Here is a 26,818-nt window from a genome sequence, read left to right on the forward strand (position 1 = left end):
TGTGAATTTATGGTAGACAAACCTCAAAACTCAAACTCCTGCTTCTTCGGGGAGGGCAGGTAGGTAAAAGTGTATGGTAGTGCCCTTGCCCCACTCGCTTTCCACCACTAGCTGACCTCCGTGCCGCCTGATTATGGAGTAGCTTAGCGTAAGTCCCAAGCCATTACCCATAAATTTGCTGGTGTAATAGGGGTCGAATATCCGCGCTAATTCTTCCGACCTAATCCCACAGCCTTGATCCTGCACTGTCACCTTTACATACCTACCCGGATTAAGTAAGAAAACCTGATTTGCTTCCAGCGTAACATTAGCGGCTTTAACCTCGATAATCCCACCTTCCGGCATCGCTTCCAGCGCATTCTTGATCAGGTTCTGGAGCGCTTCCCTAATCTGGGCAGGTTCGGCAGGCACAAGCCAGAGATCGGGAGGCAAATCAAAGTGGTAGCGTAGGTTAGAGTTTTGGTTCATAAAACTGGTGGCGTTTTTGATTATGTTTTCGAGCTTGACTTTTTGTTTAATAGGCGCGCCCCCACTGGCAAAGGGCACCAACCGTTGCGCCAATTCTGTAAGGCGCTGAGTGGATTTTTCGGCTTCCTCCAAACAGGCATAAGCATCACTGGTTTCTTCTAGTTCGAGCTTGGCGAGGGACATATAGCCGGTCACTCCGACCAGGGCATTATTAAAGCTATGGGCAATTCCCCCCGCCAGCACTCCCAACGACTCAAGGTTTTGAGCCTTCAGTTTCTCAGCATTCAAAGCCTCTTCCATTTTTAGTCGCTCGGTGATGTCGCGGGTTACCATGATGACATTTAGTACTTGTCCGGTATTAGGATTGCTCGTGAGATGCACGCTGGCTTCCACCCAGATGTAGTGACCACTTTTGCAGCGAGCACGGTAGGTCACTAAAAAGTTGTTTTGCCCCTGCCAATTTGAAAGAAGCTTTAGAAACTGTTCGTGGTCATCGGGATGGACAAAGTCTAGGAAGGTATGACCCCGCAATTCTTCAGTGGCAAAGCCGATGAATTTCTGGCAAGCGGGGGAGACATACTCGAAAACTCCCGCATATGACAGTCGGCTGATCGTGTCGGTGCTGTTCTCAGCAAGGAAGCGATAACGTTCTTCACTCTCACGTAACGCTGCTTCCGCTAGACGTTGTTCGTGAACATCGCGGAGAGTGCCAGAAGTGCCTAGTACAACATCGTGTTCATCGAACGTTAAGCGGGCATAAACTTCAATCCAACGAGGTGTGCCTGCCTTGGTCAGGTAACGGATGGTATGGCGACAGTACTCTTTTTTTCGCTCGATCAGCGGGGTAAACAACTCTAGATTGCGCTGACGGTCATCGGGATAAACATAATTGAGGAAATTCTGACCAAGACTTTCTTCTACTGTAAAGCCGGTCACCTCCGTCCAAGCTGGATTTAGAAATGACCAAAGACCTTCTGCATCAGTTTGGAAAAACACTTCTTTAATATTATTAACCACCGAACGGAATCTATTTTCGCTCTGGCGCAGAGCTTCTTCCATCCTTACCCGCTCGGTAATATCAGTGGCTATTCCACCTATCAGGCGCTGACCGGACGGGTCAGGAATTGGAAACAATGAGACTAATGCCTGTCGCTTAGTTCCTACAGCCCCGGGGAAAGGTTCGATAACTAATGTAGCCTGAGCAGTATCATAGGTTTTTTGGATGTTCGCCAAGATTAGATCGACGAATTCTGGTGGGATATAATCTGTCAAATTCTTACTGCCAGCGTTTTCAAGCTCGATTTTCATACTATGGGCAGAAGCCCGGTTCATGTATTGGAGCCTGCCCTCATAATCTATAATCCATGCTGCCGTCGGGCTATTATCCATAAATGCCCGGAAGCGTTCTTCACTGTCATGCAAAGCTGTTTCTGCTTGTTTGCGCTCTGAAATGTCACGTATTAAACTCAACAATACTATCTCATCATCTAGTTCGATACCACGAGAACTTACTTCCACCGGAAATACACTTCCATCCCTCCGACGGTGTAACGTTTCAAACACTACTCCCTTGTTACCAGCTTCTTGCATCTGGGAAATTACCAAGCTGCGAGTTTCTTCTGCTCGTAAGTCCCGAATATTTAAGGACTGCAACTCTTCTATGCTATAGCCGTAGGCTAACACCGCTGCGTGGTTAGCTTCCAGCAGTGTTCCATCTGGTCGGATAAACAGAATGATTTCGAGAGTATTTTCTGAAAGTAGCTGGTAGCGTTGTAGTACCTTTTCAGCCTGTTTGCGCACACTTATATCGCGGGTTACGGTGATGATATTAATCGCTTGTCCGGTATCAGAATCAATTGTGAAGTGAGCGCTGATTTCCACCCAGAGATATTGACCACTTTTACAGCGGCTGCGGTAGGTTACTAATAAATTATTTTGCCCATGCCAATTTGCTTGGAGCTTTAGAAGCTTGAGGTGGTCATCGGGATGGATAAATTCTAGGAGGTGATGCCCCACTAGTTCTTCCGGCGTAAAGCCTAAGATTTTTTGGCAAGACGGAGACACATACTCGAAAACCCCATCCGGCGACAAACGACTAATCGTGTCGGTGAGGTTCTCAGTCAGGAAGCGATAACGCTCTTCGCTCTTGCTCAAGGCTTCCTCCGACCGCTTACGCCCTTCAATCTCGGTGGTTAGTGCGGCGGTACGCTCTTCTACCTTCCTTTCCAGTTCTTCATTCCAGCGTCTCATTTGTTCTTCGGCTTGCTTCTGTACCGATATATCCTCGAAATAAACCGAAACCCCACTTCCAGCCGGGTAAACTTTGATTTTTATCCAGCGTTGGATGGCATGTATATACCTTTCAAATTTAACCGGAGTTTGATCGACTATTGCCTGACGCAAGTATTGGTACTCTGGTATGCTTGCCATCTGGGGAAATATTTCCTCAAATTTTTTGCCTTGTAGCTCTTCTTGATGGATATTCCACAGTTCTTCTGCTTTGTGGTTCACATAGGTAAAGCGTTCTTCCGCGTCCAGTGCACAAAAGGCCTCGCTAATGCTTTCAAGAATGGAAGTTGACAGTAGGTAACGCTCTTGTAGTTTGCGTCTATAGGTTTGGTAGCTGGTTTGTATAGCTAGCTGAAGATTTTCGGGGGTGAATGCGCCTTTAACTAAATAATCCTGCGCGCCGTATTTCATACATTCGGTAGCGATAGTTGCGTTGCCTACCCCGGTGAACACTATTACTGGGCAAGGCAGTTCCTTCATTCGTTCGTTCAAATCCTTCAGAAATTCCAGCCCGGTAAAATCGGGGAGGCTGTAGTCCAGCAGTATTAAATCAGGATGCCGAGATAGGCAAAGCTCAAGCCCGGTTTCCCCCATATCGGTTTCTTCAAATCGGTAAGAGTGGTAGGGGTCTTGGTTCAAAAATCTCTTAACGATGGTTCTATCCTCTACAGAGTCCTCGATGATTAGAACAGTATAGGAGTTGTTTGACACCACAGTGTCCATATTACCTCCCGGTGGTAAGTGCTATCGTGATTCATGTATAACTTCAAAATTGTAGTCAGCAGTTATAAAGATAGAGACCTTATCTTTTTTAGCGCATACTATAAAATTATATAACCGATTGGTTCTTAAAACAGTGCTTAAACAACTAAAATTATTAAAAGAATGCAAAGAATAATTACAGCGAGGAAGGGCAGGCTCTTGGCAGTCCGCGAAGCGGGAAACAACCATTTTATGGCTAGATAGAATCTTCGCCCGGTAAAATTATAGTTTCAAACCAGTAATCAATCATAAGTTTCAGCATTTGCAAAAACCTGTCAAGATTTACAGGCTTGAGGATGTAACTGTTCGCTCCGCTTCTGTAGCAGGTCTCTACATCCTTTGGGCTATTGGTGGTAGTAAGCACTATTACCGGAATTAATTTGAATTTTTCATTATGCTTGAGGGAATAGAGAATATCACGCCCGTCAGTACCCGGTAAATTTAAATCAAGCAAGATAATCGAAGGTAAATGTAAGCGTGGCTGGACACTATATTTGCCGTTGTGGTTGAGAAAATCTAACGCTTCCTCTCCATCTAAAACCCGATGAACCGGATAAGAAATCTCCAGTTTCTTAAATACCCATAGAATAGTCTGGTAATCTTCCTCGCTATCCTCAACCAACAGTATAGAATGAAAGACTGGTGTTATTTCGTTTGGGTACATTTGGTTACTTTAGTTTCCTTGAATGCAAAGTGAAATAAAAGATACTGCCTTCACCGTATTCTGACTCTGCCCAAATTTCGCCACCATGTCGCTCAATAATTTTCTTAGTAATTGTAAGCCCCGCACCCGTCCCACCGCCAAACTGATCTCTAGCATGTAGTCGCTTGAAAATTTGGAAGATAGATTCCAAGTGTTTTGAACGGATGCCAATGCCGTTATCTTTTACATAGAATATATAAGTATTCTCGAAACCAGCCAGTTTTTGGTTTGAAGTAGTAGGCTCACCCGGCGCAAAATAACCGATTTCAATCCATTTTTTCGGCTTATTGTTATATTTGATAGCGTTACTTATTAAATTATTATATACTTCGCCTAATCTTACTTTATCGCATTTGATCATGGGCAAAGGACGGGGCAAACGCACTTCGACCTTATCCTGTTCCAATCGCGCACTTAGTATATCCAAAGCTTGCTGTACTGCTTCATCCAGATTTATAACACTTACCGAGAAATCGATCCTTCCCACTCTTGAAAAATACAACAAAGAATCTAGAAGCCCTTCCATGCGCTGGGTAAGACGTGCTAGTGTCTTAAGTTTATCCTTACCGTCCTGATCAATTTGGTCGGCATAGTCTGCCAGCAGAATATTGGAATAATTATGCATGCCCCGCAAAGGTTCTTTTAAGTCATGCGAGGCAATATAGGAAAAAGCATCTAGCTCGATATTACTTTGCTCAAGATCGCGATTGAGTCGCGCCAGTTCATTAGCTTGTCGTAGTAAAATAATATCGACAATAGCATCTTTTAGTTCGCGCGCTGCATTTATTTCGTAGGCAATCCAGGGATGAGAAGTCAGTTGAACAGTTTCTTTCCACAACTCGAAAGATTTGCGCGGCAACAAACGCTCGCCATCGTCAGATACTTCCATTGGTTTGTTGGGATTGCCACCCCAATTCACTGTTTGAATAACCTCCGGGCGAAACCACAAAATAAAATGTTTCTGTGAACGAACAATAGCAACTGATAATAAGCCACTTGCAACTTCTTTAAATTCCAGCGCCATCGGATATTCTTTAGACAGACAATTAGAAGAAAAAATATCATCGGTAACACTCTCAGAAAGCCAATTAATTAAATTGGCAATTTGAGTATTATGAGGAGTTTCTCCCAATTTAGAAATAGCGCCATCAACGCAAACTGCTATTCCCCCTGCTTTAATAAGATTGGCTAAGTTTGGATTATAGTTAAGCAACCCTTCAATATAATTCTCTTGCATTGATATGTGCTCTATAAGCCGGGCGTGTACCGCTTTAATTTGAAGCCTGTATTCAAAATCCTCATTTTCCTCTCTGGTAGAGAGTTGGAGTGAGATGATTTGCCCCATTAATTCACAGGCGGTACGCAGTTCGTAAGGTACAAATTTTGGAGACTCATGATGGCAGGCAATTAAGCCCCATAAGCGGTTATTTTGAATTAAAGAAATGGACATCGAGGCTTTTACGCCCATATTCTTCAAATACTCAATGTGAATCGGCGAGACGCTGCGTAATACCGAATAACTCATATCAAGCGGCTTAGCCGTTACCGGGTTCAAGGTTGGAGTTAAGGGCGCTGGCGTATATTCAACGTCACATATAAGGCGCAGCCAACTCAACATATAAAGCGCTCTGGCTTGTTTAGGAATATCTGAGGCAGGATAGTGCAATCCCAGAAAAGAGCTTATACCCTCACCGATAGATTCTGACAAAACTTCTCCGCGCCCTTCCTCATCAAATTTATACACTACTACGCGGTCAAATCCGGTTAGGTTTTGTACATGCTCGGTTACTACCTGACAAAATTCGCGCACATTCATGGCACTGGACAAATTGGAAAACATAGATTTGATGCGACTATATACGTCGGGGGAATTACCCGCTTTCACAAACTTAGAAGGTTCCAGTTCTAATACCATTACGCCATGAATTCGATGAACCAAACTATCGAAAACTCGTCCCTGCACCTTAAGCGTAAAGATATAAAGGGGATTATTTTCGAAGTTCTCCCGTTTCAAACTAGCTTTTAGATAGTCAAGTTGAGTTTTTTTGAGAATAGTGCCAATAGGCTTATTCAGCAATTCTTCAGGATGAAGACCAAGATGTTGGTAACTATTACTACTGATCTGAATAATAGTTAATTCAGGCTCTTTAATTACCAGTAAAACCCCATGGGGTTGAATATTCCCCGGTATATGTATCGGTTCGCGATCACAGTTGGTTAAATCAACATTATCGCTGGTTATTAGAGATTCTAGACTAGATTCATTATCCATAATCACGTATATTTTCTATGCAAATACCCAATTAATTTAAGATGGTTCTACAATAGTGAGTTTTAAATCTCCTATTGTAAAATTCAAATATATTACTTTCGCTCAAGGTGAAGCTCGTTTAGCTGTTAGCGGATATATGGTAGACGTAAGCAGCCATCGCCAGAGTAATATGTCGATACCAGCCATGCCAATATCTTACCTCATATTGATCCAACCCTACTTCGTTTTTAGCCATCTTCCAGATTTTCTCATTAAGCCGATACTGTCCCTCAACTTGAACCATATCAGGTAGAGAAGTAGAGGATGGACCAAATACCAAATAATAGCGGTATTCATTTTGAGTTCCAGCTTTGCGCCGAATTAACAGCCAAGTGCACCAGCCATTAGTCTTTTGTAGTCCGTCAACTCTTATAAGGTTCCAATCGTAATAATCATAGCCAAAGAGCTTTTGCTTGGAGTTAACCTGTGTCCAAGTTGAAGAATCTAGCGCAGAAAGGTAATTATCTATATCTTTTGCAGCAATTTTGGACAGAATACCCTGCCACTCTATCATTTCAGGATTTATTTCGAAGAGGAATGGTATAGATTTTTCTTCCAGCCATTGGCGCAAAGTTCGATCATTGCCGTAAATTATATTACCGGCAACCCACCGAAAGGGTACACCAGCCGCTACAGTACTTTCAAGCATATGGCGCGCGAATTCAGGTCTGCTACGATGTTTCATATTTTCAGGAATCATAGCAAAACTGCGATTCTGGGTATCATTAATCCATTCTTGGGGTAGATAAAGTTCGCGATCGAGAATAACATTTCCTAAAGGACTGTTATAAGTCAGAAAAATCCCTTTCTGACAATTCTCAATGGTACCTGTTTGATAGCTTATCTGACGAGCTACACCCGCCGATTTACTACCTTTCTTGGGAAAGCTGACTTCATCTATGACCAAAACCGAATTGGGATGTCCCAACCGCTCAACCATATATTCACGTAATTGATTCCTCACTAAGTCGGCATCCCATTGCGCATGGCTCAGTAAACGTTGCATCTTGGCAGGGTTACTATCGCCTGCCTGTGCGGCAAGTTGCCAGCAATTCTTACGCTTGGCATCGCTTAGCAATGCCTTAATATAAGCAAGCACCTGCGCGCGTGTTTCGGAACGAAGAAAATATTTGGATATTCTGGAATGTAACTCGATTAACATAGGGTCTGTAAAGACTGGCTGTTGTTCGACCCGATAATTCTTATACCCTTCAAACACCCGCTCCATTGCCCCAAACCAATAATCCAGCACAACCTTGAGGGATTTAACAAAGCCTTCCAGATTAACCGGTTTGTGCAAATAGCTATTCGCGCCTTCTATATAACAGCGATCAATATCCTGCGGGTTTGAAGAAGAAGTCAGCACTACTACCGGCAACATCCTGAGTTTGGGGTCTTGCTTAATTTGCTGTAACACTTCCCTGCCATCAGTACCGGGAAGATTCAGGTCGAGAAGGATTAGGCTAGGGTCTACTTCTTCTGAATACTTGCCACGTCTGTGCAAATAATCCAACGCTTCATCACCATCTTCACAACGACGAACAGTTTGAGGCGCGGCTAGCTTTTTAAAAGCCCATAAAATAGCCTCATAATCTTCATCACTATCTTCTACTACTAAAATACTTTGGGAGGGAGAATATCTTTCCATACTTAACCCACACTCAACTTCTTCTAACTCAAAAATACGATTATTAAAACGATTTTATGGGAGAGTATTACACATGGTAACCTCATTATTACATTATCAGTCCTTTTACTAGGATATTACCTTTGTCCAAGTGTATTTGCAAGCGAATTTCAATATGCAAACAAGGTTTTCATATTTAAATACACCTACAACTACACTTAACACTAGAACTATACCTGCATTTTAACTCAACTTCTAAGCTAATCAAAGTTTATTATACCACTTAGTGGTATTTAATTATCTATATATATATTTCAAGCTTCTTCCACTCAAAATTGGACAATATGTTATAATATGTGAATAATGGTGTTACACCTTAGGCGACATTCATTTTAAGTGAGTTTATAAGTATATAAGGGTCTAGGAATTGCTCATATTTATCCTCGAAAGATTATTCCAAAGTACGAATACCCGGATGATATTCGTAGTACCAAAATAAATCTTCTTAAAGTATTAGATAGGATTTAAAGTAAAGATGAGACAATCAGAATCTCTCTCCAAAAATAGCCGGGCACAAACTATTTTACCTAAGAATGTCCGCTCTACTCTTCGTGGACATATTGACCTTCTCGACCCTGTTACTTGGGTTTCCGGTCCGCAAGGATTTATCAGTGGTGCGCTTGCCAGTGGCGCTATGCTCTGGGACTGGCAAACTTTCTGGTTGGCATTTGTCGGTTTGGTGTTGGTAGGTCCTTTAACTATCGGTTTCAGCCAATCCATCAACGATTTCTTTGACCGCGATGTTGATGCGATAAACGAACCAACTAGACCAATACCGGCGGGTTTGGTTACCTTAAGAGGAGCCATTCTTAACTTCAGCTTAGTAGGGGCACTTGCAATTTTGCTCTCGGTAGGATTGGCTCTTACCAGTAAAAGTGGTCCGATATTAGTTATCATGACAGTTTTGGGGTTGCTGCTGGGCGTTTTATATAGTATGCCACCCGTAGAATTTAAGCGTAATGGTTTGATTGGTCCCCTTTCTGTCGGGTTTGGCTATACCCTGTTGACTTGGTTATCAGGCTTACTCATTTTTGGACCTTTCAAAACGGAAGTGCTGATTACGGCACTTGTAAACGTTTCTATTTCTGCTGGGCTATTGATATTGAACGATATTAAAAGTATTGAGGGCGATCGAAAGCTGGGCTTACATACACTACCCGTAAATTACGGTGTGCATAATGCTCTGAAAATCTCCTATGCTTTTATAGATAGCGTACAAATCTTCTTTGCCATTTATTTGATTACAACTGGTCATTTCTGGATTGGTCTTATACAGGTGGTTGCTTTGCTGGTACAACTCAAAGCGCAACGCGACCTTTATACTACCCCCACCCATAGCCAATACAAGAAATATCTTCTAACCGGGAACGGCTTAATCACCGTTATATCTCTTCTAGCAGCGCTTAGTTTTGGCGGATACACTCCGTTTAATTCACTGTAATCTCTAATTAGAAACCAAAAATTTGCGCGAAGGTAGCTTGTACAATAGCTACCTTTTTTGCAATCTGCAAGTGTGTTTGTAGTGCTCAATATTAAATATAATTAAGATCAAAAAAACTACTAATCGACCTTTATATCGTAAAACACATTCTATTTCTACAATGCTACTTATATAAAGTATCGCACCTATCCCAAGTTGAAATCCATACATGTTTAATAGCTATAACTACATATGTTATATTTAAGATTGATTTTATTAATTATTTTGTATTATTGTTTACTTTATTGAAGCGCAATGGTATACTAATTATAAGTAGGATATCTTATCTATACTACATTTAGTTTAATAAATGGCGTTGTAGATATTTTTACTAACTACGTAATCCTGATGTTAGATCGAGTTCCATTAAGTAAGATGGGGGTGAAGTTATGGAGATTATTATCCAACTTGGCACAGATTTACCTTCAATAGACGCAAATACCGCAGGGCAATTGGTGCATGCGCTGTCGCAGTTTGGCTACGTTCCAACTATAAATGTAATAGTAACTGCAAAGGAAGGTCATGATTTTGAAATGCTCCAGACTATTCTGACTAGCAACAAAATTGACTGGAAGGTAGTTCCCCAAAAATTAAAGGTTCCAGAATTGGTTTTGGCATAATAACCAATAAGTTTAGGTATTCGGTTCTTACAATATAACAAATCTCACTTTTAATCCATGTTAGGAAGGATAAACAGGCTATGTTTTCTCCCGATGGAAACAAATTTCTGGTAAGAAGCGAGGTTAGACATTCTTACGCCATAAACGCGAAAACTGACTATGTTTTTGAATATCTCAGTGATATAAAAATGTTATTGGTCAATATTCCACATATTAGCCGTGTGCAAGTGCGTAAGAATAGCGGACAAGCACGCCTGTTTTGTAGCATGCCGGTATTAGCTTTCAAAATGAATGTAGTGGTGGATGTTGAAAGTAGAATTGACTCCGCCACTCGTACAATTTCATTTTTCAAGCCCACTAAATTAATTGACACTTTGCCGCATGGTTATATTGTAGGAACTTTCGGAGCTAACCTTGATATAACGCCTAAAGAGAACGGCGATACCAGTATCTCCAGCCAGCTAATTCTTGGATTTGACTCCAGCCAGATTGATATGTTCAAACTGCTACCACCTATCATTCTTGAGTCAGCCGGACAAAGAATGCTACAAGAATTTGTTGATCAAACCAGCAAGAATTATGTCCGCAAACTGGTAAATGATTTTCCAGTTTGGTTGCGGCAAAGGCAACAGTTAGGGAACCAAAAATAATTAAGTGCCTCAAGAGCAGTGGAGGGATTTGCAGCCCATCATTACTGGGAGTGTCTAAAAAGCAAGACACAACTTACTTTTGAAATTAAAGTTGGAAAAGTGAACAGTTCGTCAATTTCAATAGTGTGAGTGGCTTGAGTTTCACTGACTTGGGGCGGCAAGTTGGTGGCTTGGGCGTTAATCCAGTTAATAACACTTTGATGATGCACATTTAACAAGCGACCAATCACCCGAAAAGAAGTGCCTTCTAGGTAAAGTTTTAGGGCTTGCTTTTGCAAAGCTGGCTCCAAGCCACGTGGACTGGGGTTGGCTGTAAAATATTTACGGCAGTTGTGGCAGCGAAAGCGTTGTGAGCCACTAGGATTGAAACCAGCTTTAACAACTCTATCATTGTGCTAGCAATGCGGACAATTCGGTTTGTTCATTCTCTTACTTTACCACATCTTGCTTCTTAGACACTCCCATTTTTTACTCCCTATTTACAATTAGATGGGTTGGATTTAACATGTTTTTGTTATGCTTCAAAGAAAAGATTGACTAAAACAGTATTTAACAGGAGTAAAATTAAAAATGGACGTTTCTATAACCGCATGGCTAGAAGATGGTTCTCACAAGTACATTATAAATCATGGGTTGGTTGGTAATATCGGCACCAGTTCAAAAGCGGAAGATATTCCTGAGGTCGTAAAAGACGCGCACAGAATGATGAGTAGCGGCGAATTAGAGCAAGCTATAAATCACTTGCAAAATGCAGGCTTTCAGGTGGAACAGGTAAATTGGTGGAAGGACGGGGTATTGGGTAAGGAAGCCAGTTGGATGGAAAAACCCCCGTCCGGTTACTAAAACTATCAGGCAAATAGATCGCGTTTATTAAAGCGGGCACTAGCAAAACGCCACATTGCCTTGCGCTTGGTGAGCCATGCTATGCGTATCCCATGTTTGTTATTCGCCAATACTTGCTCTACTAACCAAGGCGTAACCGTTTCTACTGTATCCGCGAGTATATTAAAAATACGCTTTACTCTTTCCATATCTTCAGGTTTGGTATCGCCCATCAGCAGGTCAGTTATAACCATACCGGGGCTGAGATAGCACACCTGAACTGGCGTATTAGCGGCTTCTTTAATCAAGCCTTTGGTTAGATAGGTAAGCGTCGCTTTGGTCGAACCATAAAGAATCAACCCTTCCCGCACTCCGCCCGTGCTACCCTCTCCCTCCATATTGTAGATTTGACCTGAGCCTTGCTTAATCATACCTTGCAAAGCAATCTTTGAACCGTACATCATTCCCAGCGCGTTGGTATGTACTACCTGCTCGATTCTATCAAAGCTGATTTCCCAGAAGGGTATGCGAGAAGCGCCAACCCCGGCATTATTTATCCAAATGTCCACCTTGCCAAAAGCTTTGATAGAAGCATCCCATATTGCCTGTACCTGCTCATAAGAGCGCACATCGCAAGTTTGCCCCTGCACTTTTTCTTTGCCGAATTGCGCCGTTAGTTTTTGCAACGCCTGATTTAGCGTTTCCTGATTACTACCAGAAATCATCACCCGGTGTCCGCGCTTTAAAAATTCGTGCGCCATTCCTAAACCGATGCCCTTGGTGCTACCGGTTATAACCACACTTTTCAAAATCGCCCCTCCCAATAGTTAAAAGCCATCCTAAAACTTTCGGTATAACGTTACTACTACCACAATCTGTAAAAAAGCTGCTCAACCCTATTTCAGCCAACGCCAGCGCGAACGAGCGCGCGCTACCAAAACATCTCCGCGCCGTATCTGTTGCAATCTCTCAAATTCAGTTGAGTATGCGGGGTTGGGAGAAAACCAGTTCAAAAAGGTTAAAGCGTCTCCAAATTCAGCAATACCCATGTACTCAATATCATAATGTAATGGCAGCAATGCGCCGGGTGGGTTTAGCGGATTAATACCAGCTGTCAGTAACGCGCCCCAACCTGCATCATCTAGCACCTCAAAATAAGCGGTATTATTCATATGTGCCAGAATATCCAGTCGGGAAAAAGGTACAGACCCCGTAGTTTCAAGCGGCGCAGTTGTCGGGAATGGTAACCACATCGGGTCATTCAATTGCGGTTGTGCGCCGTTGTGCAGCCAGATTGTAGCCGCTTCAGGTGGTATTCGCGCCGGGTGTCCCTTAGCATCAACATAAACCCATAAAGTACGAGCTTTTATAGCCGGTAAAGTGGCGTTATCGCTTTCCAGCCTAAATTCGTAAGCGCGTTGAGCAGTAACCCGGCTGAAGCCTATCGGGAAAGTGACAGTTTGAAAGTTAGAACACGCCGGAATGGGACAATTAAAATCTATCAAAGTACGTTTGGCTAACCAGTTAAACCCTGCCGGTAACTCCACCTCAGCGGCATCACGTCGCGCAATATCCTGCATATAACGCGAGGCGGAAGCAGGCGTGAGGTAGCCAAACATATCCACCTCATCGAAGCGCACCGAATAGGTAAAATCAAATCTTCTGGTTTTGATTTCATTTTGTTCCATACCTGTATTATCGCATGCTGGAGACCTCTTCGCAAAATATTACACACCCTAGTAGATCACGCGGCAGTTAGGGGTGTCAGGAAAATACGGTAAGTTCTAGGTCACAATAATTAAGACTACCAATTTAGTAGGGATTCTGGAGAGTAGGTTATTATTAAACAAGGGTCTTGTGCTAGATAAAACAAAATACCCTCCGAAACGTATAGAAGGTGCGAATCAACCTATACCAATCGGAGGGATAAAAACATGATAACCAATTTCGAAGATTTTTGCACTTGGGCTTTCGTTATTATTGATGATCTGTGGAAAGAGCTAAGCCCAGCCTTTACACGCACTGGACCACAACCAGCATGCTCTGATAGTGAGCTTATTACCCTGGCTGTGGTGGGTGAGTGTAAAGGCTGGGATCAGGAAACAGAACTGATTAGCAACTGGCGAAACTATCAGTACTTGTTCCCGCATATCCCAGAACGTAGTCGCTTCAACCGACGCAGACGTAATCTGATGGGAGCAATCAATTGTATTCGGCAGTCTCTGTTAGCTTTACTGGACCTGGCACAGGATCAGCAAACTGTGCTGGATAGTCTACCCTTACCGGTTATCGAGTTTAGGCACGCTCATTTTTCGCCTGCACGCTCTTATTGGAGCAGTCAGGGAGCTCGTTATGGTAAGAAACAAACTATTTTTGGCTACAAGTTGCAGTTGCTGGTGACCTTCAATGGTGTAATAGTAGACTTTGAGTTAGCGGGAGCGAACCAGCCTGATTTAAGGATGGGGCTAGAATTACTGGAAAACCACCCAGGTTTAACGGGGATAAAGCTTATATCAGCCAGTCTGAATAGCAGCACTTGGAACAGGAGCAGGGAATAAAATTGTTGACTAACCCTCGACAAAATCAAAAAGTGGAACAGCCTGCTGAACGAGCGAAGCTAATCAATCATTTTCGGCAAATAATTGAAACGGTCAATGGGCAGTTAGCGCAGCAATTCAAGCTTGAGATTAACCGGGCGCATAGTTTCTGGGGTTTGTGTAGTCGGTTATACAGCAAGTTAGCTGGTCATACCTTATCGATTTATCTAAACCGTTTATTAGGAAAGCCAGATTGTTTGAAGATCAAAGCCCTGGCTTTCCCTATCTAGCACAAGGGCTTAATAAAAATAAATGAAAGGATAACCAACTTGGAAATGCGAAAATTGGGGCGCACCGGGTTAAAGGTTGCGCCTATTTGCCTTGGCGGCAATGTGTTTGGCTGGACGATTGATGAAGCTACTTCCTTTAAGGTACTTGATACTTATGTAGAAGAGGGTGGCAATTTCATTGATACTGCCGATGTTTATTCGGCTTGGGTGCCCGGCAATAGCGGCGGCGAGTCTGAAGTTATTCTGGGTAATTGGATGAAAGCCCACAATAATCGCGATAAGCTCATAATTGCTACCAAAGTTGGCAATCCAATGGGTAAAGACCCAAATAGACGCGGTCTTTCCAGACGACGTATTATCGAAGCGGTAGAAGAATCTTTAAAACGTCTCCAAACCGATTACATCGACCTTTACCAATCACATATTGACGATACTGATACGCCGCTCAATGAAAGCTTACGTGCCTATGATGACTTGGTAACACAAGGCAAGGTACGCTATCTTGGGGCTTCTAATTACTCCTCTTGGCGGTTAACTCGCGCACTTTGGGAGAGCGATAAGCATGAGTATGCTCGCTATGATTGCTTACAGCCGGTTTATCACCTTATGAATCGGGCAGAGTTTGAGCGAGAATTGGAACCGCTCTGTCTTGATCAGCAAGTCGGCGTAATCAACTATTCCTCATTGGCAAGCGGCTTTTTGACCGGAAAATACCGACTTGGGAAAGACTTACCAAAAACGCCACGTGCTGTCAATATCCAGGCTCGTTATATGAATGAGAAAGGCTTTGCCTTGCTGGAAAAGATGGATAAAATAGCGGAAAGCCACAATGCCACCCTTGCTCAAATTGCTTTGGCATGGTTATTGGCGCGCCCTGTAATTACTGCTCCGATTGCCAGCGCCACAACTGTTGAGCAAACCCGTGAATTGATGGGTGCAGTTTCCATTAAGTTAGAAAAAGAAGATTTGGCAGAACTAAATGCTGCCAGTGCGTGGAAGTAAGCTTTTTCCTAAGCTATACAGCTATCGGCGATCTCTTTGTCCAGATGCCGATAGCTTGTGCAAAGGCATACGCTAGTTGCAAAACCACTAAGCGCAAATCTTCAGGAAAGATTACCAGCTATTCTCTCCGGTGGGAAAGAGTTTGCCACTGTTCAGGATACCGTTCGGGTCGAAAATTGATTTGAGACGGCGCATAAGTTCTACCTGTTCTGCGCCCAAAGCTTCTAGCATAAACTCTTTTTTGAGCAAACCAATGCCGTGTTCGCCGGAGAGAGTACCGCCCAACCGTATTGCTAGTCGGAAGATTTCGGTGGCAGCAGCATGCACTCTTTCCATTTCTTGCGGGTCGCGCCGATCACAGAGCATATTGGGATGCAGATTGCCATCTCCGGCATGTCCGAAAACAGGAATAGGCAGTTTATATCGTTCGGAGATTTCGCCGATACCGCGTACCAATTCGGGCAGGGCGCTGCGTGGCACTGAAATATCCTCGCCTAGTTTGTTGGGGCGGCGGCGCGCCAATGCCGGAGAGATTGCCCGCCGCGCTTCCCACAGCTTGTCATTTTCGCTGTCATCTGCCGCTACTCGCACAGAGGTTGCCCCACACTCGCGGCAGATTTGCGCCACCGCTTCAGTTTCGGAAAGCAGAATTTGCTCGTAATTGCTATCCAGTGCAAACAGCAACAACGCTCCGGCATCGAGGGGTAATCCCGCTGGTTTAAATTCTTCCACGCACCGAATAGTAAGGTTGTCCATCAATTCAATGGAGGCGGGTAACAAGCCGCTTTCCATGATTTGAGTGACGGCTACGCTGGCGCTTTCTACCGTCGGGAAAGTGGCAAGAGCAGTGCGTTTGTATTTGGGCAGTGGAATGAGCTTGAGAGTAATACGGGTAACAATGCCAAGCGTACCTTCCGCCCCCACAAAGAGATGGCGCAAGTTGTAGCCGGTAGCAATTTTTACCATTTTGCCGCCGGTATGGATTATTTCTCCGGTAGGCAATACCACTTCCAAAGCGCGCACGTAATCGCTGGTAACACCGTATTTTAGGCAGCGTGCGCCGCCTGCATTCTCGGCAATATTGCCGCCAATAGCCGATTGCTTGAGACTAGAAGGGTCGGGCGGGTAAAATAACCCCACTTTCTCAACCGCTTTTTGAAGGGCAAAGGTGATGACGCCCGGTTCTACTACTGCCACGCTATTTTCGGTATCTATTTCCAAAATGCGATTCATCAGGGTGAGCGCGAGGGCAATACCACCCTGTTGCGGCACTGAACCGCCGGACAAGCCGCTACCAGCGCCGCGTGGGGCAACCGGGATTTTATAGCGGTTCGCCAATTTCAGAACTTCCGATATTTCTGTTGCGTTTTTTGGCAATACTACCACCTGCGGGGGGCTTTCGATCCAAGTGGCATCATAGGAATAGGCTACCATGTCTTCAGGCGAGGTAAGGGTGCGCTCCGTTCCGGTGATAGCTTGTAGAGCCGCAATAACTTCGGGCGGCAAAGTCTTGGGTTTTCCCTCTATCATTAATTTTCCTCCTTGCGGTACGCCTCGTCCAGAAGCTGCACGATATGGCGCACTTTCATGCTCTTCTTTTGCCGCTTCAACCCGGCTTCAAGCTGGATATGGCAACCCGGATTAGCAGTACATAGCACTTCTGCGCCGGTGGCAAGGGCATTATTGAGTTTGCGATCTACCAATTCATTGGCGATGGTCGGGTTGAGCAGGTTGTACACTCCGGCGCTACCACAACAAAGCGAGGAGTCTTCCATTTCCTTGAGGCGCAAACCGGGAATAGCTTTGAGTAAGCGGCGCGGTTGGCTGGTAATGCGCTGCGCGTGCGCCAAGTGGCAGGGTTCTTGGTAGGTTACTTCTAGGTCAAGGTTTGCGGTGGGTGGGGTAAAGCCGGTTTCTGCCAGATATTCGCTCACATCCCGCACTTTGCGGGAAAATGTAATGGCACGTTCGCGCCACTCCGGGTCATCATGCAACAAATGGTCGTATTCTTTGAGCGCTGCCCCACAACCCGCTGCATTTATAATGACATATTCTGTGTCACTTTGCTCGAAAGCAGCGATGTTTCGACGGGCTAAATCTTGCGCCCCGGCTGTATCGCCGGAATGTATTTGCAATGCGCCACAACACCATTGTTCTTTTGGTACTTCAACGGTTGTGCCGTTTTTCGCCAGCACTCGTCCGGTGGCACTGTCGATACCGGAGAAGGCGGTACTCATTATACAACCTGCGAAAAGTGCGACTTTATGCTTTTCCACGCCTTGCGCTTGCCAGCCTTTTTGACCGGGACGCACGAAGGGAAAATCAATATGCGGCAGCATTTCTTCCATAGCGGCAAGGCGCAGGAGTTTGAGAATACCCGATTTGCGTGCTAGCCATTGTAAACCGCTACGCTGGTATAGCAGCATCAGGAAGGCAAAAGCTACAAAAAGCCAGCGTCGGAAAAACAGACCGCGTAAGGCAATTGCTCTTATCAAGCGCACTTGCAAGCTGTAACGGGGCGCACGTTCTTTTTCAATTAGATCGCGCGCGCTTTCAACCAATTTGCCGTATTGCACCCCGCTCGGACACACTGCTTCACAGGCGCGACAATCGAGGCATTCGTAAATTTGGGAAACTACGCCAGCATCCATTAGGTGCAGGTTGCCTTTGTTGACGGCGTTAAGTATGGAGATACGTCCACGTGGTGAACTGGTTTCTACGCCCTTAACCACATAGGTGGGGCAAGAGGCTAGGCAAAGTCCGCAACGTACACAATTATCGATTATTTTCTGGTCAAAAATATTGTCAGCCATTTTTTGTTTTTTAGTTATCTACCGCTACAAGGCGGAACGCTTATTAGTTGGGGTAACTTGATAGGTTTAGTTTATCACAAAATAGGTAACATCTCAGACGAGTAGGTTGGGAAGGATGGAATGATCGGCAAAAGTAACAGGCGCTCACCTGACTGTGAAAACAGCCTGAAACCTTTTGTTGCACTTTGCCATTCCTTACCATTAGACCAACCCACTTGGGGAGAAGGGTTATAGCTGCCAAACCCTGCTCTTTGGTAGCTTTTCTGGTTCAGCATGACACTGGGTTAGCAGATTGACTAGTGTACCGGGCGAAAGGCTTTCGCTGTATAATTCATTTTGAGTTTTAAATGGCATTACACTATCATTTGCATATGCGCCGCTTTAGAAATTAAATCCTTAAGATTGTAGTCATGAATACTGTAAAGGAATACAGCTTTCAGGTAGTATAGAGTGTGTATTACTTTTTGTGTTGAACCTGAAACTTGAAGCACCGGAACTGCATATAGTCATTCAACTCCGTCATTGCAGTCATGTTGCCCGCTTCAAAGAGCAAATATACGAGGTTAGGCGATGAAAGTAGCAATTATAGGCGGAGGAATGGCAGGGTTATCTGCCACTTATTATCTGCAACAACTCGGTCAGGGCGCGATAGACTATGTGCTTATCGAAAGTTCGTCGCAATTTGGAGGCAAGGTAAGTACGATACGCGAGAGTAATTTTGTGGTTGAGGGTGGACCGGATTCGTTCCATGCTTTAAAAACGGCAGCAGTTGACTTGTGCCGCGCCCTAAATCTGGACGAAGAATTAATCGGGACAAACACCGAGGCGCGCAAGGTTTTCGTATGGAGTCGCGGCAAACTTCGCCGTATGCCCGAAGGCGTTATGCTCATCATCCCTACCAAAATCACTCCTTTCTTGAAATCGGGTTTGATTTCGTGGCCCGGAAAACTGCGTATGGGGCTAGATTTGTTTATACCTCGACGCAAGGACGATTCCGATGTCAGTTTGGCGGATTTCGTGCGCCGTCGCTTGGGCAAAGAAGCGCTTGATCGTATTGCGGGTCCGATGGTAGCAGGTATTTATGTGGCGGATGCCGATCATATGAGCCTAAAAAGCACCTTTCCGCGTTTTTTAGAGATGGAAAAAAAATACGGTAGCCTGTTGCGGGGAATTATCACACAAAAGCTAGAAACAGCCCGTAGCAAGAAAAAAGAGAAAGATAGCCTCAACACTCCCGGTAAAGCGCCTAATTCAAACTTCTTAACTTTGCGCGGTGGCTTGCAGCGATTGCCCGAAGCCCTTGTGGAAAAGCTCAATCCCCGGTCGTTGCTCCTAAACCGTAAGGTCGAAACGATCCGGCGCGAGGGCACGACTTACGATCTTACTTTGGATGATGGTTCCCATATAAAGGCAGATGCGGTAGTATTCGCCACTCCTACATATGTCACTTCCGACATTGTGAAAGGGTTGGATTCGAAGCTGTCAGAAAAGCTGAAAACGATTCGCTATGTTTCGACCGCTACTGTTTCGCTTGGTTACCGTCGTAGAGAAGTAGAACATTCCTTGAGTGGCTTTGGCTTCGTAGTGCCACGTAGCGAAAAGCGCAAAATCATTGCTTGCGCATGGTCATCTACCAAATTCAACTGGCGCGCGCCGGAAGGCTATGTACTGGTTCGTGCCTTTGTTGGTGGCGCTTCAGCGGAAGAACTGGCAGAGCAAGATGAAGCGAGTTTGTTGCAAATGGTGCGGGAAGAAATGCGCGACTCGCTTGGCATTAATGCTACTCCGATATTAAACAAAGTATTTCGCTGGCGTAAGGGAAATCCACAATATGATGTGGGACACGAAGAGAGAGTAGCCGAAATCGATCGGTTAACTACACAGCACGAAGGCTTATACATGGCAGGAGCAGCCTTCCGAGGGGTCGGCGTTCCCGATTGCATTGCTGATGGTAAACGGGTAGCGCAACTAATCGCGGAAAAGGCAAAAACGCTGGTGAAATAGAAGTATCCAGCAAGACCTATAAAAGTAGATGGGTTACTTAAAAGAGGATTGCTGAGGCAAGGGGCTTACGCCCCTTGTTTTAATCTGGGTTCATTCCTTGTTATAATATCTTACGATTGATAAATGAAAGGAAAGTCAGCTATTCGAATTTACGGCAGAATTTAAGCGGGAAGCAATAATGCTATTTGATGCAAGTGAAAGGATTCTGCTATGCCGTCGAAAAACCCAGACAATTTTCGGAATGAGAAAAACGCATCTTCGTTTCGAATGAGGAAGCTTGTTATTATAACTATCGGAGCGATTGGTCTCCTTGCCGTTTTAGCCTTAATCATTTTTAGTATTGCCAGTAAGCTCCTAGAAACCTCAGTTGCGGTAAAGCAAAACCCCGTTGTCAATCCTACAAGCACAGCCCTTGCAACTATACCTAAAGTTCAGCGTACTGGCGATGGTTCTTGGGTCTGGCTCTATCCCGCCACTCCATCTACCACACTCAGCGCGGTGAATTGCCCGGCCTCAGATGCCTGTTTTGCGGTAGGCGAACTGGGTGTTATCCTTTTTAGCAACGATGGCGGCAAAAACTGGCAGGGGCAAGTTTCCAGCACCAATCAGAATTTAGATCAGTTAATTTGCCCCACTCCCCAAAATTGCTATGCAACAGGGCTATTGGGAGCATTTGTAGCTACCGAGAATGGCGGAAGTAAATGGACTACCTACCCCGATGGGTCAGGATACAGAATTGATGGTATAACCTGCCCAGAAGCCAAAGTGTGTATCGTAGTAGGGCATGGCAGCGTGTCAATAACCAGAGATGCGGGGGTTTCGTGGCAACCATTCGGCAAAGGTGCAGTGTCAGAGCTAAGTGCTCTTTTTTGTAAGTCGATCAATACTTGTTTTGCTACAAGTAGTCAGGGTGAGATTTTTAACACCACAGACGGTGGAAACATCTGGAATAAACTTAACTCTCCAGTCGACTATAATCTTTTTGATATTACTTGCCCCACTGAAAAAACCTGCTTCGCTATCGGTCAGATTGGTACTATTGTAGCCACTACCGATGGCGGTAAGAATTGGAATATCCAAATAACCCTAGGAGGGCTTGCACGGTTAACTAAGATTACTTGCATCGGTCAGGCTACCTGCTACGCGGTTGGTTGGGATAAAACAATAATAGCAACCAACAATGGGGGTAAAAACTGGGTGCAACTAATTTCCCCATTGGAAAAGTCTGGAGGACGGGTGGATGTAACAGGCATAGGCTGCACAACTGCTAAAAATTGTGTGGTTGTAGGTGAAAGTGGAACATTCCTAGTTACTCAAGACGGTGGTACCAACTGGGACTCTCCAAGAAAACAGAATGTCGAATCCCTTAAAACAATTACTTGCCCTACCAAAAACGTCTGTTATGCTGGCGGTTGGTACAGTGCAATATTAGCAACAACCGATGGTGGCAGAAACTGGAATGAGCAAAAAATAACAGCTAAAAGCATCAAGCAAATTGCCTGTTTGACTACAACCAATTGCTTTGCCAGTGGCGATAAAGGGACGGTTTTTATTACTCGCGATGGTGGAGATACTTGGATTGAGCAAACCATAACGGCAAACGGCGTAATTAATGATATTTCCTGCCTTTCCCCCAATACTTGCTTTGCAACAAGCGATAAAGGTGAGGTTTCTGCTACCATTGACAGCGGCAAAAGTTGGGTAACACAAAATACGGGTACTACTATCAGTTTGAGTAGTATTAGCTGCCCAAGTGTTTTAAATTGCTATGTGGTAGGGGCACAAGGTACAGATTATTGGAAAAATGACAAGCATAAGGGAGTACTGGTTAGCACCGATGATGGTGGTAAAACTTGGAGCGCCACCACTACTCCGGTAGGGCAAGAATTTATTTCGATTAGCTGTCCTTCCACAACTACTTGTTTTGCTGCTAATTCCATAAAAAGTGATGCCTTTCCGTGGAGGGTCACGCTTTTTAAAAGCGAAGATAGCGGAAAATCTTGGGATAAAGTAACCGAAACCAACGGTCCAAGCAACATCACATGCGCCACTACCCAGATTTGTTATTCCGCTAATCAGGACGGCACGGTGTCTTTTACTAATGACGGCGGAAAATCTTGGACAAAACAACTTCCTGGGGTAGGTTATATTATTTCAAAGGTTAGTTGCCCAACTCCTGATTATTGTTTTCTAGTTGGATTTAAGTTCTCAAATGATAGTTCCAGCTTTATCTTAACCAACGCCGATGAATTGAAGAATCCTTAAGAAGGGTTCAGGGCGTTGCAGAGAATAATATTTTTGACAAGTAAATTCAAAGCAACGGAAGGAAAGGCACCAAACCAATCCATGAGGGTGTACATTAGTGTGTGTAAATGGAAAAAGCTGCTGCTACAATAAAGCAATTAAAACCAGCTAATAAGGAGAAAACCATTTATGCCAGACAGCAACCAGAACTCGAATTCAAAAAAGAAGCAGACCCAGGAGATTATTCAGGCATCCTTACCACCCATGGAGTTAATCCAACAACAGTTGGGCAGTGCCAAAAGTATGGACGATTTCTTCGGCAAAGAAGGCATCCTTTGCCGGGTTTTCGGCCATACCCTCGAAAAATTGTTGGAAGCTGAACTCACTGACCACCTCGGCTACGACAAATACGAAGCGGCAGGTCGAAACAGTGGCAACTCGCGCAACGGCAAAATCAACCGCTCCAGCGCCGGTGAAACCGAAATAGCCGTGCCCAGAGACCGTAACGGGGAGATCGAACCGAAGCTTCTTAAAAAGTACGCTCACAATACCAACGAGCTCGAAGAGAAGATTTTGGGCTGCTATGCCAGGGGTCTTTCCACTCGTGACATCCAGGAGAGCCTGGTCGAGATGTAGGGCATGGATGTCAGTGCAGCGACCATTAGCACCATCACCGACAAGGTGTGACCTCTGGTGGAAGAATGGCAGAACCGGCCTTTCATACCATCATCTACCTGGATGCCATTTTCATCAAGTTGCGGCGAGAAGATAAGGTCGAAAATGTGGCTGTGTACAATGCCCTGGGAGTAGACCTGGAAGGACGGCGCGACATTTTAGGTCACTGGATTGGGGAAGGCACCGGCGAAGGAGCCAAATTCTGGCTGAGTGTGTTAGGAGAAGTCAAGGTCCGAGGAGTAAGAGAGATTTTCATTGCCTGCGTGGACGGATTTAGCGAGGCGATTGCTGCTGTCTTTCCCTACACCGAGGTTCAGCGCTGCATCATTCACCAAATCCGCACCAGCCTGCGCTATGTGGTCTGGAAGGATCAGAAAGCCTTTATGGCTGACTTGAAAACGGTTTACAAGGCGGCTACTCGGGAAGAAGCCGAACTCAACCTGCTAAATATCTGACCGATAAATGGGGTGGGAAGTATGCCATTGCGGTAAAGAGCTGGGAGAAAATTGGGCGGAGCTGTCCAACTATCCACCTGATATCCGGCGGCTGATCTACACCACGAATTCCGTCGAGGGCTACCATCGCCAATTGCGTAAAGTGATCAAAACCAAGGGGGCTTTTCCCTCCGCGGAGTCAGTAAAGAAGTTATTTTACCTGGCAAATTGTGATATTACCAGCGATTGGACCATGCCGATACCTAATTGAGCCCTTGTGCTAGATAAAACAAAATACCCTCCGAAACGTATAGAAGGTGCGAATCAACCTATACCAATCGGAGGGATAAAAACATGATAACCAATTTCGAAGATTTTTGCACTTGGGCTTTCGTTATTATTGATGATCTGTGGAAAGAGCTAAGCCCAGCCTTTACACGCACTGGACCACAACCAGCATGCTCTGATAGTGAGCTTATTACCCTGGCTGTGGTGGGTGAGTGTAAAGGCTGGGATCAGGAAACAGAACTGATTAGCAACTGGCGAAACTATCAGTACTTGTTCCCGCATATACCAGAGCGTAGCCGCTTCAACCGACGCAGACGTAATCTGATGGGAGCAATCAATAGTATTCGTCAGTCTCTGTTAGCTTTACTGGACCTGGCACAGGATCAGCAAACTGTGCTGGATAGTCTACCCTTACCGGTTATCGAGTTTAGGCAGGCTCATTTTTCGCCTGCACGCTCTTATTGGAGCAGTCAGGGAGCTCGTTATGGTAAGGTCGCCACTAAGAAACAAACTATTTTTGGCTACAAGTTGCAGTTGCTGGTGACCTTCAATGGTGTGATAGTAGACTTTGAGTTAGCGGGAGCGAACCAGCCTGATTTAAGGGTGGGGCTAGAATTACTGGAAAACCACCCAGGTTTAACAGTGGTAGGGGATAAAGCTTATATCAGCCAGTCTGAACAGCAGCACTTGGAACAGGAGCAGGGAATAAAATTGTTGACTAACCCTCGACAAAATCAAAAAGTGGAACAGCCTGCTGAACGAGCGAAGCTAATCAATCATTTTCGGCAAATAATTGAAACGGTCAATGGGCAGTTAGCGCAGCAATTCAAGCTTGAGATTAACCGGGCGCATAGTTTCTGGGGTTTGTGTAGTCGGTTATACAGCAAGTTAGCTGGTCATACCTTATCGATTTATCTAAACCGTTTATTAGGAAAGCCAGATTGTTTGAAGATCAAAGCCCTGGCTTTCCCTATCTAGCACAAGGGCTTAATATGCAAAGTTGCCTGATTTTAACTTGTGAAAGGCTTAACTATACGCCTATGGGTCTACCCGCATAAAACGTCTGCCAGCCAAATCAGCCGCGTATTGTGCCCGTTCTACCTCCATTTGGCGCAAATGTTCAGCTTCGCTCAACTGACTGCATAGTTCCGCGTGCCACTGCAAAACTTGATTAACCAAAGCTGGTGTCAACATTTCCAGCAAAACTTGACCAATTGCCGCATCTAAATCGCGTCCTAAAAACCTCTGGCAGGGTGCCGTTCCTGCACTAATCCCGGCTTTTTGGCAAACATAGTCTGGTACGACCCGCTGCCCACCGCGCTGGTGATAGCGTACCGTCATCCGCTCACCGCACTGCCCACAAATTACCAGCCCTTGCAATAGGGCTGGTCCTTCCCTAGGTGGATTTAAGCGCTTGGGAGTATACGCCTGGCTGTTAGCGCGTAGTTGGCTTAAATGACCCTCGTATTCTTCCCAACTAATGTAAGCCGGATGGGCATCCTTGATCATTACCTGCCACTCCTCTTGTGCTAAAGCCACAATATGAATTTTGCCATCAGCAGTTTTGTTGGTTCTGGTACGACCAAAGACAAAAGCCCCGGCGTAAACCGGATTATGCAGCACTCGCAATACATCATCGTGTCTCATATCATTCCAGACCAGTTCCCCCTTATGCACGCCTTTACTTAAACGGCGCGGGAAAGCAAGGTTTTGTTGGCGGAAAGCACGCACAGTCGCACTGGCAGTGCCGGTACGTCGGAAAGTCTGGAAAAGGAGTTTAATAGTCGCCTGGGCTTGCTTGTCGGGGTCAAGCACCACCCGATTATCTTCAGTATAGCAAAAACCGATTGGCAAATGCAGTTTTAGTTCAGCCCGCCTGGCTTTATTTAAGATACCACCGAGTAAGCGTGCTCGCAAGATATACAACTCGGCTTCACTCATGGTGCCTTTTAGTCCCAGTAGAAGCCGGTCATTGAAAGTAGCTGGGTCATACAAGCCATCTTCATCGAGAATGAGTGTGCCAGTCAGGGCACAAATTTCAAGGAGATGATGCCAATCACTTGAACTGCGTGCCAACCGTGATACTTCCAGACCGAGAACCAGCCCAACTTTACCTAAACCGACTTCCGCTACCAGTCGTTGAAAGCCTACCCGGTCACTGGCAGAAGTGCCAGAATGACCTAAATCTTGATCCAGCACCACAATCCGTTCGGCAATCCAACCAAGTGCGATAGCACGGTCACGCAAGGCATATTGCCTGGCCGTACTTTCGCGATTTTCAAGGACTTGCTGCAGAGTACTCTGGCGGACATACAAACAAGCTAACCTTTGTAACTGGCGCGGTTTAATTTCCTGGGCGTTCATAACCTACCTCCTGAAGAACCTTGTGGCAAACCTACTCAAATTGGGGTTTGGGGAAGTGATTATCCCAGTTTTCAAGAAATTGAACCAGTTTCCGCAGGTCACTAAGGCGGAGAAGAGCTTGACCGCCAGTTAAACGGGTAAAAGGGTCAAGTGGCGCCTGGTCAGTCCAGGCGGCGGGTAACGAACGAAGTTTAGCCGAGGAAGGGTCAAGGAAGAAAACCCGGCTTTCACCGTAAGTGTTAGTTTTAGAAAGAAGCACGAAGCGTTGACCAGTCAATGGGTGAAAAGGATGGGTAACCTGAAAATATTCATCTTCATTGAGTTGATTGGGTATATTTGGCGACCCGTTCAAATGGTCAGACAGAAGGTCAGGTT

General features: G+C 45.0%; 22 protein-coding genes and 2 pseudogenes. 12 read left to right on the plus strand and 12 right to left on the minus strand.

Going from position 1 to position 26,818, the window contains the following annotated elements; genetic code table 11:
• Positions 1-30: 30 nt before the first annotated feature.
• The 4 genes from OZ401_RS15805 to OZ401_RS15820 all read right to left on the minus strand — a co-directional run bounded on the left by OZ401_RS15805 (position 31) and on the right by OZ401_RS15820 (position 8,181).
• On the minus strand, positions 31-3,480 hold the full coding sequence (locus tag OZ401_RS15805) for a PAS domain S-box protein (protein WP_341471417.1): 3,450 nt from the start codon (positions 3,478-3,480) through the stop codon (positions 31-33).
• 235 nt (positions 3,481-3,715) lie between these two features.
• Positions 3,716-4,183, minus strand: coding sequence for a response regulator (locus tag OZ401_RS15810; RefSeq protein ID WP_341471418.1), 468 nt, complete (start codon positions 4,181-4,183; stop codon positions 3,716-3,718).
• A 4-nt stretch (positions 4,184-4,187) separates the two neighbouring features.
• Positions 4,188-6,494 carry an ATP-binding protein gene (locus OZ401_RS15815; RefSeq protein ID WP_341471419.1) on the minus strand — a complete coding sequence of 769 codons (2,307 nt, stop codon included), beginning with the start codon at positions 6,492-6,494 and terminating at the stop codon, positions 4,188-4,190.
• A 118-nt stretch (positions 6,495-6,612) separates the two neighbouring features.
• Positions 6,613-8,181 carry an IS701 family transposase gene (locus tag OZ401_RS15820; RefSeq protein ID WP_341471420.1) on the minus strand — a complete coding sequence of 523 codons (1,569 nt, stop codon included), beginning with the start codon at positions 8,179-8,181 and terminating at the stop codon, positions 6,613-6,615.
• 514 nt (positions 8,182-8,695) lie between these two features.
• On the opposite strand from OZ401_RS15820, the gene bchG reads away from it, so the two are divergent.
• From bchG to OZ401_RS15835, 3 genes are all read left to right on the plus strand, one after another.
• Positions 8,696-9,661 carry a (bacterio)chlorophyll synthase gene (gene bchG / locus OZ401_RS15825; RefSeq protein WP_341471421.1) on the plus strand — a complete coding sequence of 322 codons (966 nt, stop codon included), beginning with the start codon at positions 8,696-8,698 and terminating at the stop codon, positions 9,659-9,661.
• A 428-nt stretch (positions 9,662-10,089) separates the two neighbouring features.
• Complete coding sequence (locus OZ401_RS15830) at positions 10,090-10,320, plus strand: hypothetical protein (RefSeq protein ID WP_341471422.1); 231 nt, start codon at positions 10,090-10,092, stop codon at positions 10,318-10,320.
• 80 nt (positions 10,321-10,400) lie between these two features.
• The gene (locus OZ401_RS15835) at positions 10,401-10,970 is read left to right on the plus strand and encodes a DUF1997 domain-containing protein (RefSeq protein ID WP_341471423.1); all 570 of its coding nucleotides are present in this window, start codon (positions 10,401-10,403) and stop codon (positions 10,968-10,970) included.
• A gap of 41 nt (positions 10,971-11,011) precedes the next feature.
• Here the strand turns inward: OZ401_RS15835 and OZ401_RS15840 are convergent, their stop codons facing one another.
• Together OZ401_RS15840 and OZ401_RS25935 are read right to left on the minus strand one after the other, a co-directional pair.
• Positions 11,012-11,248, minus strand: a complete 237-nt coding sequence (locus OZ401_RS15840) for a helix-turn-helix domain-containing protein (protein WP_341471424.1) — start codon at positions 11,246-11,248, stop codon at positions 11,012-11,014.
• Positions 11,249-11,290: 42 nt separating this feature from the next.
• Positions 11,291-11,353: pseudogene (locus OZ401_RS25935) on the minus strand (IS1/IS1595 family N-terminal zinc-binding domain-containing protein); the annotation flags it as partial.
• A gap of 187 nt (positions 11,354-11,540) precedes the next feature.
• Here OZ401_RS25935 and OZ401_RS15845 point away from each other — a divergent pair.
• Positions 11,541-11,813, plus strand: coding sequence for a hypothetical protein (locus tag OZ401_RS15845; protein ID WP_341471425.1), 273 nt, complete (start codon positions 11,541-11,543; stop codon positions 11,811-11,813).
• A gap of 5 nt (positions 11,814-11,818) precedes the next feature.
• Here the strand turns inward: OZ401_RS15845 and OZ401_RS15850 are convergent, their stop codons facing one another.
• Both OZ401_RS15850 and OZ401_RS15855 read right to left on the minus strand, forming a co-directional pair.
• Positions 11,819-12,592 carry an SDR family NAD(P)-dependent oxidoreductase gene (locus OZ401_RS15850; RefSeq protein ID WP_341471828.1) on the minus strand — a complete coding sequence of 258 codons (774 nt, stop codon included), beginning with the start codon at positions 12,590-12,592 and terminating at the stop codon, positions 11,819-11,821.
• Positions 12,593-12,688: 96 nt separating this feature from the next.
• Positions 12,689-13,480: an acyl-ACP thioesterase domain-containing protein gene (locus tag OZ401_RS15855; protein WP_341471426.1), complete on the minus strand. Its 792-nt coding sequence runs from the start codon at positions 13,478-13,480 to the stop codon at positions 12,689-12,691.
• A gap of 246 nt (positions 13,481-13,726) precedes the next feature.
• On the opposite strand from OZ401_RS15855, the pseudogene OZ401_RS15860 reads away from it, so the two are divergent.
• Positions 13,727-14,619, plus strand: a pseudogene (locus OZ401_RS15860) (IS982 family transposase).
• A gap of 45 nt (positions 14,620-14,664) precedes the next feature.
• Positions 14,665-15,621: an aldo/keto reductase gene (locus OZ401_RS15870; RefSeq protein ID WP_342399026.1), complete on the plus strand. Its 957-nt coding sequence runs from the start codon at positions 14,665-14,667 to the stop codon at positions 15,619-15,621.
• A gap of 111 nt (positions 15,622-15,732) precedes the next feature.
• On the opposite strand, the gene OZ401_RS15875 is transcribed toward OZ401_RS15870, so the two are convergent.
• Positions 15,733-17,151 (minus strand): FAD-binding oxidoreductase, encoded by a 1,419-nt coding sequence (locus tag OZ401_RS15875; protein WP_341471430.1) that lies wholly within the window; start codon positions 17,149-17,151, stop codon positions 15,733-15,735.
• A complete protein-coding gene (locus OZ401_RS15880) occupies positions 17,151-18,434 on the minus strand; it encodes a (Fe-S)-binding protein (RefSeq protein WP_341471431.1) in 1,284 nt (427 codons plus the stop codon). The genes OZ401_RS15875 and OZ401_RS15880 overlap by 1 nt, the downstream gene beginning before the upstream one ends.
• A gap of 570 nt (positions 18,435-19,004) precedes the next feature.
• Here OZ401_RS15880 and hemG point away from each other — a divergent pair.
• The 6 genes from hemG (at position 19,005) to OZ401_RS15905 (ending at position 25,057) form a co-directional block, all read left to right on the plus strand.
• The gene (gene hemG / locus OZ401_RS15885) at positions 19,005-20,438 is read left to right on the plus strand and encodes a protoporphyrinogen oxidase (protein WP_341471432.1); all 1,434 of its coding nucleotides are present in this window, start codon (positions 19,005-19,007) and stop codon (positions 20,436-20,438) included.
• 267 nt (positions 20,439-20,705) lie between these two features.
• The gene (locus OZ401_RS15890; RefSeq protein ID WP_341471433.1) at positions 20,706-22,703 is read left to right on the plus strand and encodes a WD40/YVTN/BNR-like repeat-containing protein; all 1,998 of its coding nucleotides are present in this window, start codon (positions 20,706-20,708) and stop codon (positions 22,701-22,703) included.
• A 168-nt stretch (positions 22,704-22,871) separates the two neighbouring features.
• Entirely contained in the window at positions 22,872-23,318 is a 447-nt protein-coding gene (locus tag OZ401_RS15895) for a transposase (protein ID WP_341471434.1), read from the plus strand.
• A gap of 65 nt (positions 23,319-23,383) precedes the next feature.
• Entirely contained in the window at positions 23,384-23,812 is a 429-nt protein-coding gene (locus tag OZ401_RS15900) for an IS256 family transposase (RefSeq protein ID WP_341471435.1), read from the plus strand.
• Between the two features lie 7 nt (positions 23,813-23,819).
• Positions 23,820-24,062: a transposase gene (locus OZ401_RS25940; protein WP_425607636.1), complete on the plus strand. Its 243-nt coding sequence runs from the start codon at positions 23,820-23,822 to the stop codon at positions 24,060-24,062.
• A gap of 83 nt (positions 24,063-24,145) precedes the next feature.
• Entirely contained in the window at positions 24,146-25,057 is a 912-nt protein-coding gene (locus OZ401_RS15905) for an IS982 family transposase (RefSeq protein ID WP_341469230.1), read from the plus strand.
• Between the two features lie 60 nt (positions 25,058-25,117).
• Here OZ401_RS15905 and OZ401_RS15910 read toward each other — a convergent pair whose 3' ends face one another.
• On the minus strand, positions 25,118-26,443 hold the full coding sequence (locus OZ401_RS15910; RefSeq protein WP_341471436.1) for a recombinase family protein: 1,326 nt from the start codon (positions 26,441-26,443) through the stop codon (positions 25,118-25,120).
• Between the two features lie 31 nt (positions 26,444-26,474).
• Entirely contained in the window at positions 26,475-26,795 is a 321-nt protein-coding gene (locus tag OZ401_RS15915; RefSeq protein WP_341471437.1) for a DUF5372 family protein, read from the minus strand.
• Positions 26,796-26,818 lie beyond the last annotated feature (23 nt).

The sequence above is a fragment of the Candidatus Chlorohelix allophototropha genome, from assembly GCF_030389965.1.
Classification (GTDB): Bacteria; Chloroflexota; Chloroflexia; order Chloroheliales; family Chloroheliaceae; genus Chlorohelix; species Chlorohelix allophototropha.

Excerpts from the sequence above, each read along its gene's own strand:
- OZ401_RS15905 (WP_341469230.1), top strand. The coding sequence starts at position 24,146 with ATGATAACCAATTTCGAAGATTTTTGCACTTGGGCTTTCGTTATTATT.
- OZ401_RS15805 (WP_341471417.1), bottom strand. The coding sequence starts at position 3,480 with ATGGACACTGTGGTGTCAAACAACTCCTATACTGTTCTAATCATCGAG.
- OZ401_RS15895 (WP_341471434.1), top strand. The coding sequence starts at position 22,872 with ATGCCAGACAGCAACCAGAACTCGAATTCAAAAAAGAAGCAGACCCAG.
- OZ401_RS15880 (WP_341471431.1), bottom strand. The coding sequence starts at position 18,434 with ATGGCTGACAATATTTTTGACCAGAAAATAATCGATAATTGTGTACGT.
- OZ401_RS15845 (WP_341471425.1), top strand. The coding sequence starts at position 11,541 with ATGGACGTTTCTATAACCGCATGGCTAGAAGATGGTTCTCACAAGTAC.
- OZ401_RS15835 (WP_341471423.1), top strand. The coding sequence starts at position 10,401 with ATGTTTTCTCCCGATGGAAACAAATTTCTGGTAAGAAGCGAGGTTAGA.
- OZ401_RS25940 (WP_425607636.1), top strand. The coding sequence starts at position 23,820 with ATGGGGTGGGAAGTATGCCATTGCGGTAAAGAGCTGGGAGAAAATTGG.
- OZ401_RS15875 (WP_341471430.1), bottom strand. The coding sequence starts at position 17,151 with ATGATAGAGGGAAAACCCAAGACTTTGCCGCCCGAAGTTATTGCGGCT.
- OZ401_RS15910 (WP_341471436.1), bottom strand. The coding sequence starts at position 26,443 with ATGAACGCCCAGGAAATTAAACCGCGCCAGTTACAAAGGTTAGCTTGT.
- OZ401_RS15830 (WP_341471422.1), top strand. The coding sequence starts at position 10,090 with ATGGAGATTATTATCCAACTTGGCACAGATTTACCTTCAATAGACGCA.
- OZ401_RS15815 (WP_341471419.1), bottom strand. The coding sequence starts at position 6,494 with ATGGATAATGAATCTAGTCTAGAATCTCTAATAACCAGCGATAATGTT.
- OZ401_RS15870 (WP_342399026.1), top strand. The coding sequence starts at position 14,665 with ATGCGAAAATTGGGGCGCACCGGGTTAAAGGTTGCGCCTATTTGCCTT.
- OZ401_RS15820 (WP_341471420.1), bottom strand. The coding sequence starts at position 8,181 with ATGGAAAGATATTCTCCCTCCCAAAGTATTTTAGTAGTAGAAGATAGT.
- OZ401_RS15810 (WP_341471418.1), bottom strand. The coding sequence starts at position 4,183 with ATGTACCCAAACGAAATAACACCAGTCTTTCATTCTATACTGTTGGTT.
- OZ401_RS15900 (WP_341471435.1), top strand. The coding sequence starts at position 23,384 with ATGGCAGAACCGGCCTTTCATACCATCATCTACCTGGATGCCATTTTC.
- hemG (WP_341471432.1), top strand. The coding sequence starts at position 19,005 with ATGAAAGTAGCAATTATAGGCGGAGGAATGGCAGGGTTATCTGCCACT.
- bchG (WP_341471421.1), top strand. The coding sequence starts at position 8,696 with ATGAGACAATCAGAATCTCTCTCCAAAAATAGCCGGGCACAAACTATT.
- OZ401_RS15890 (WP_341471433.1), top strand. The coding sequence starts at position 20,706 with ATGAGGAAGCTTGTTATTATAACTATCGGAGCGATTGGTCTCCTTGCC.
- OZ401_RS15855 (WP_341471426.1), bottom strand. The coding sequence starts at position 13,480 with ATGGAACAAAATGAAATCAAAACCAGAAGATTTGATTTTACCTATTCG.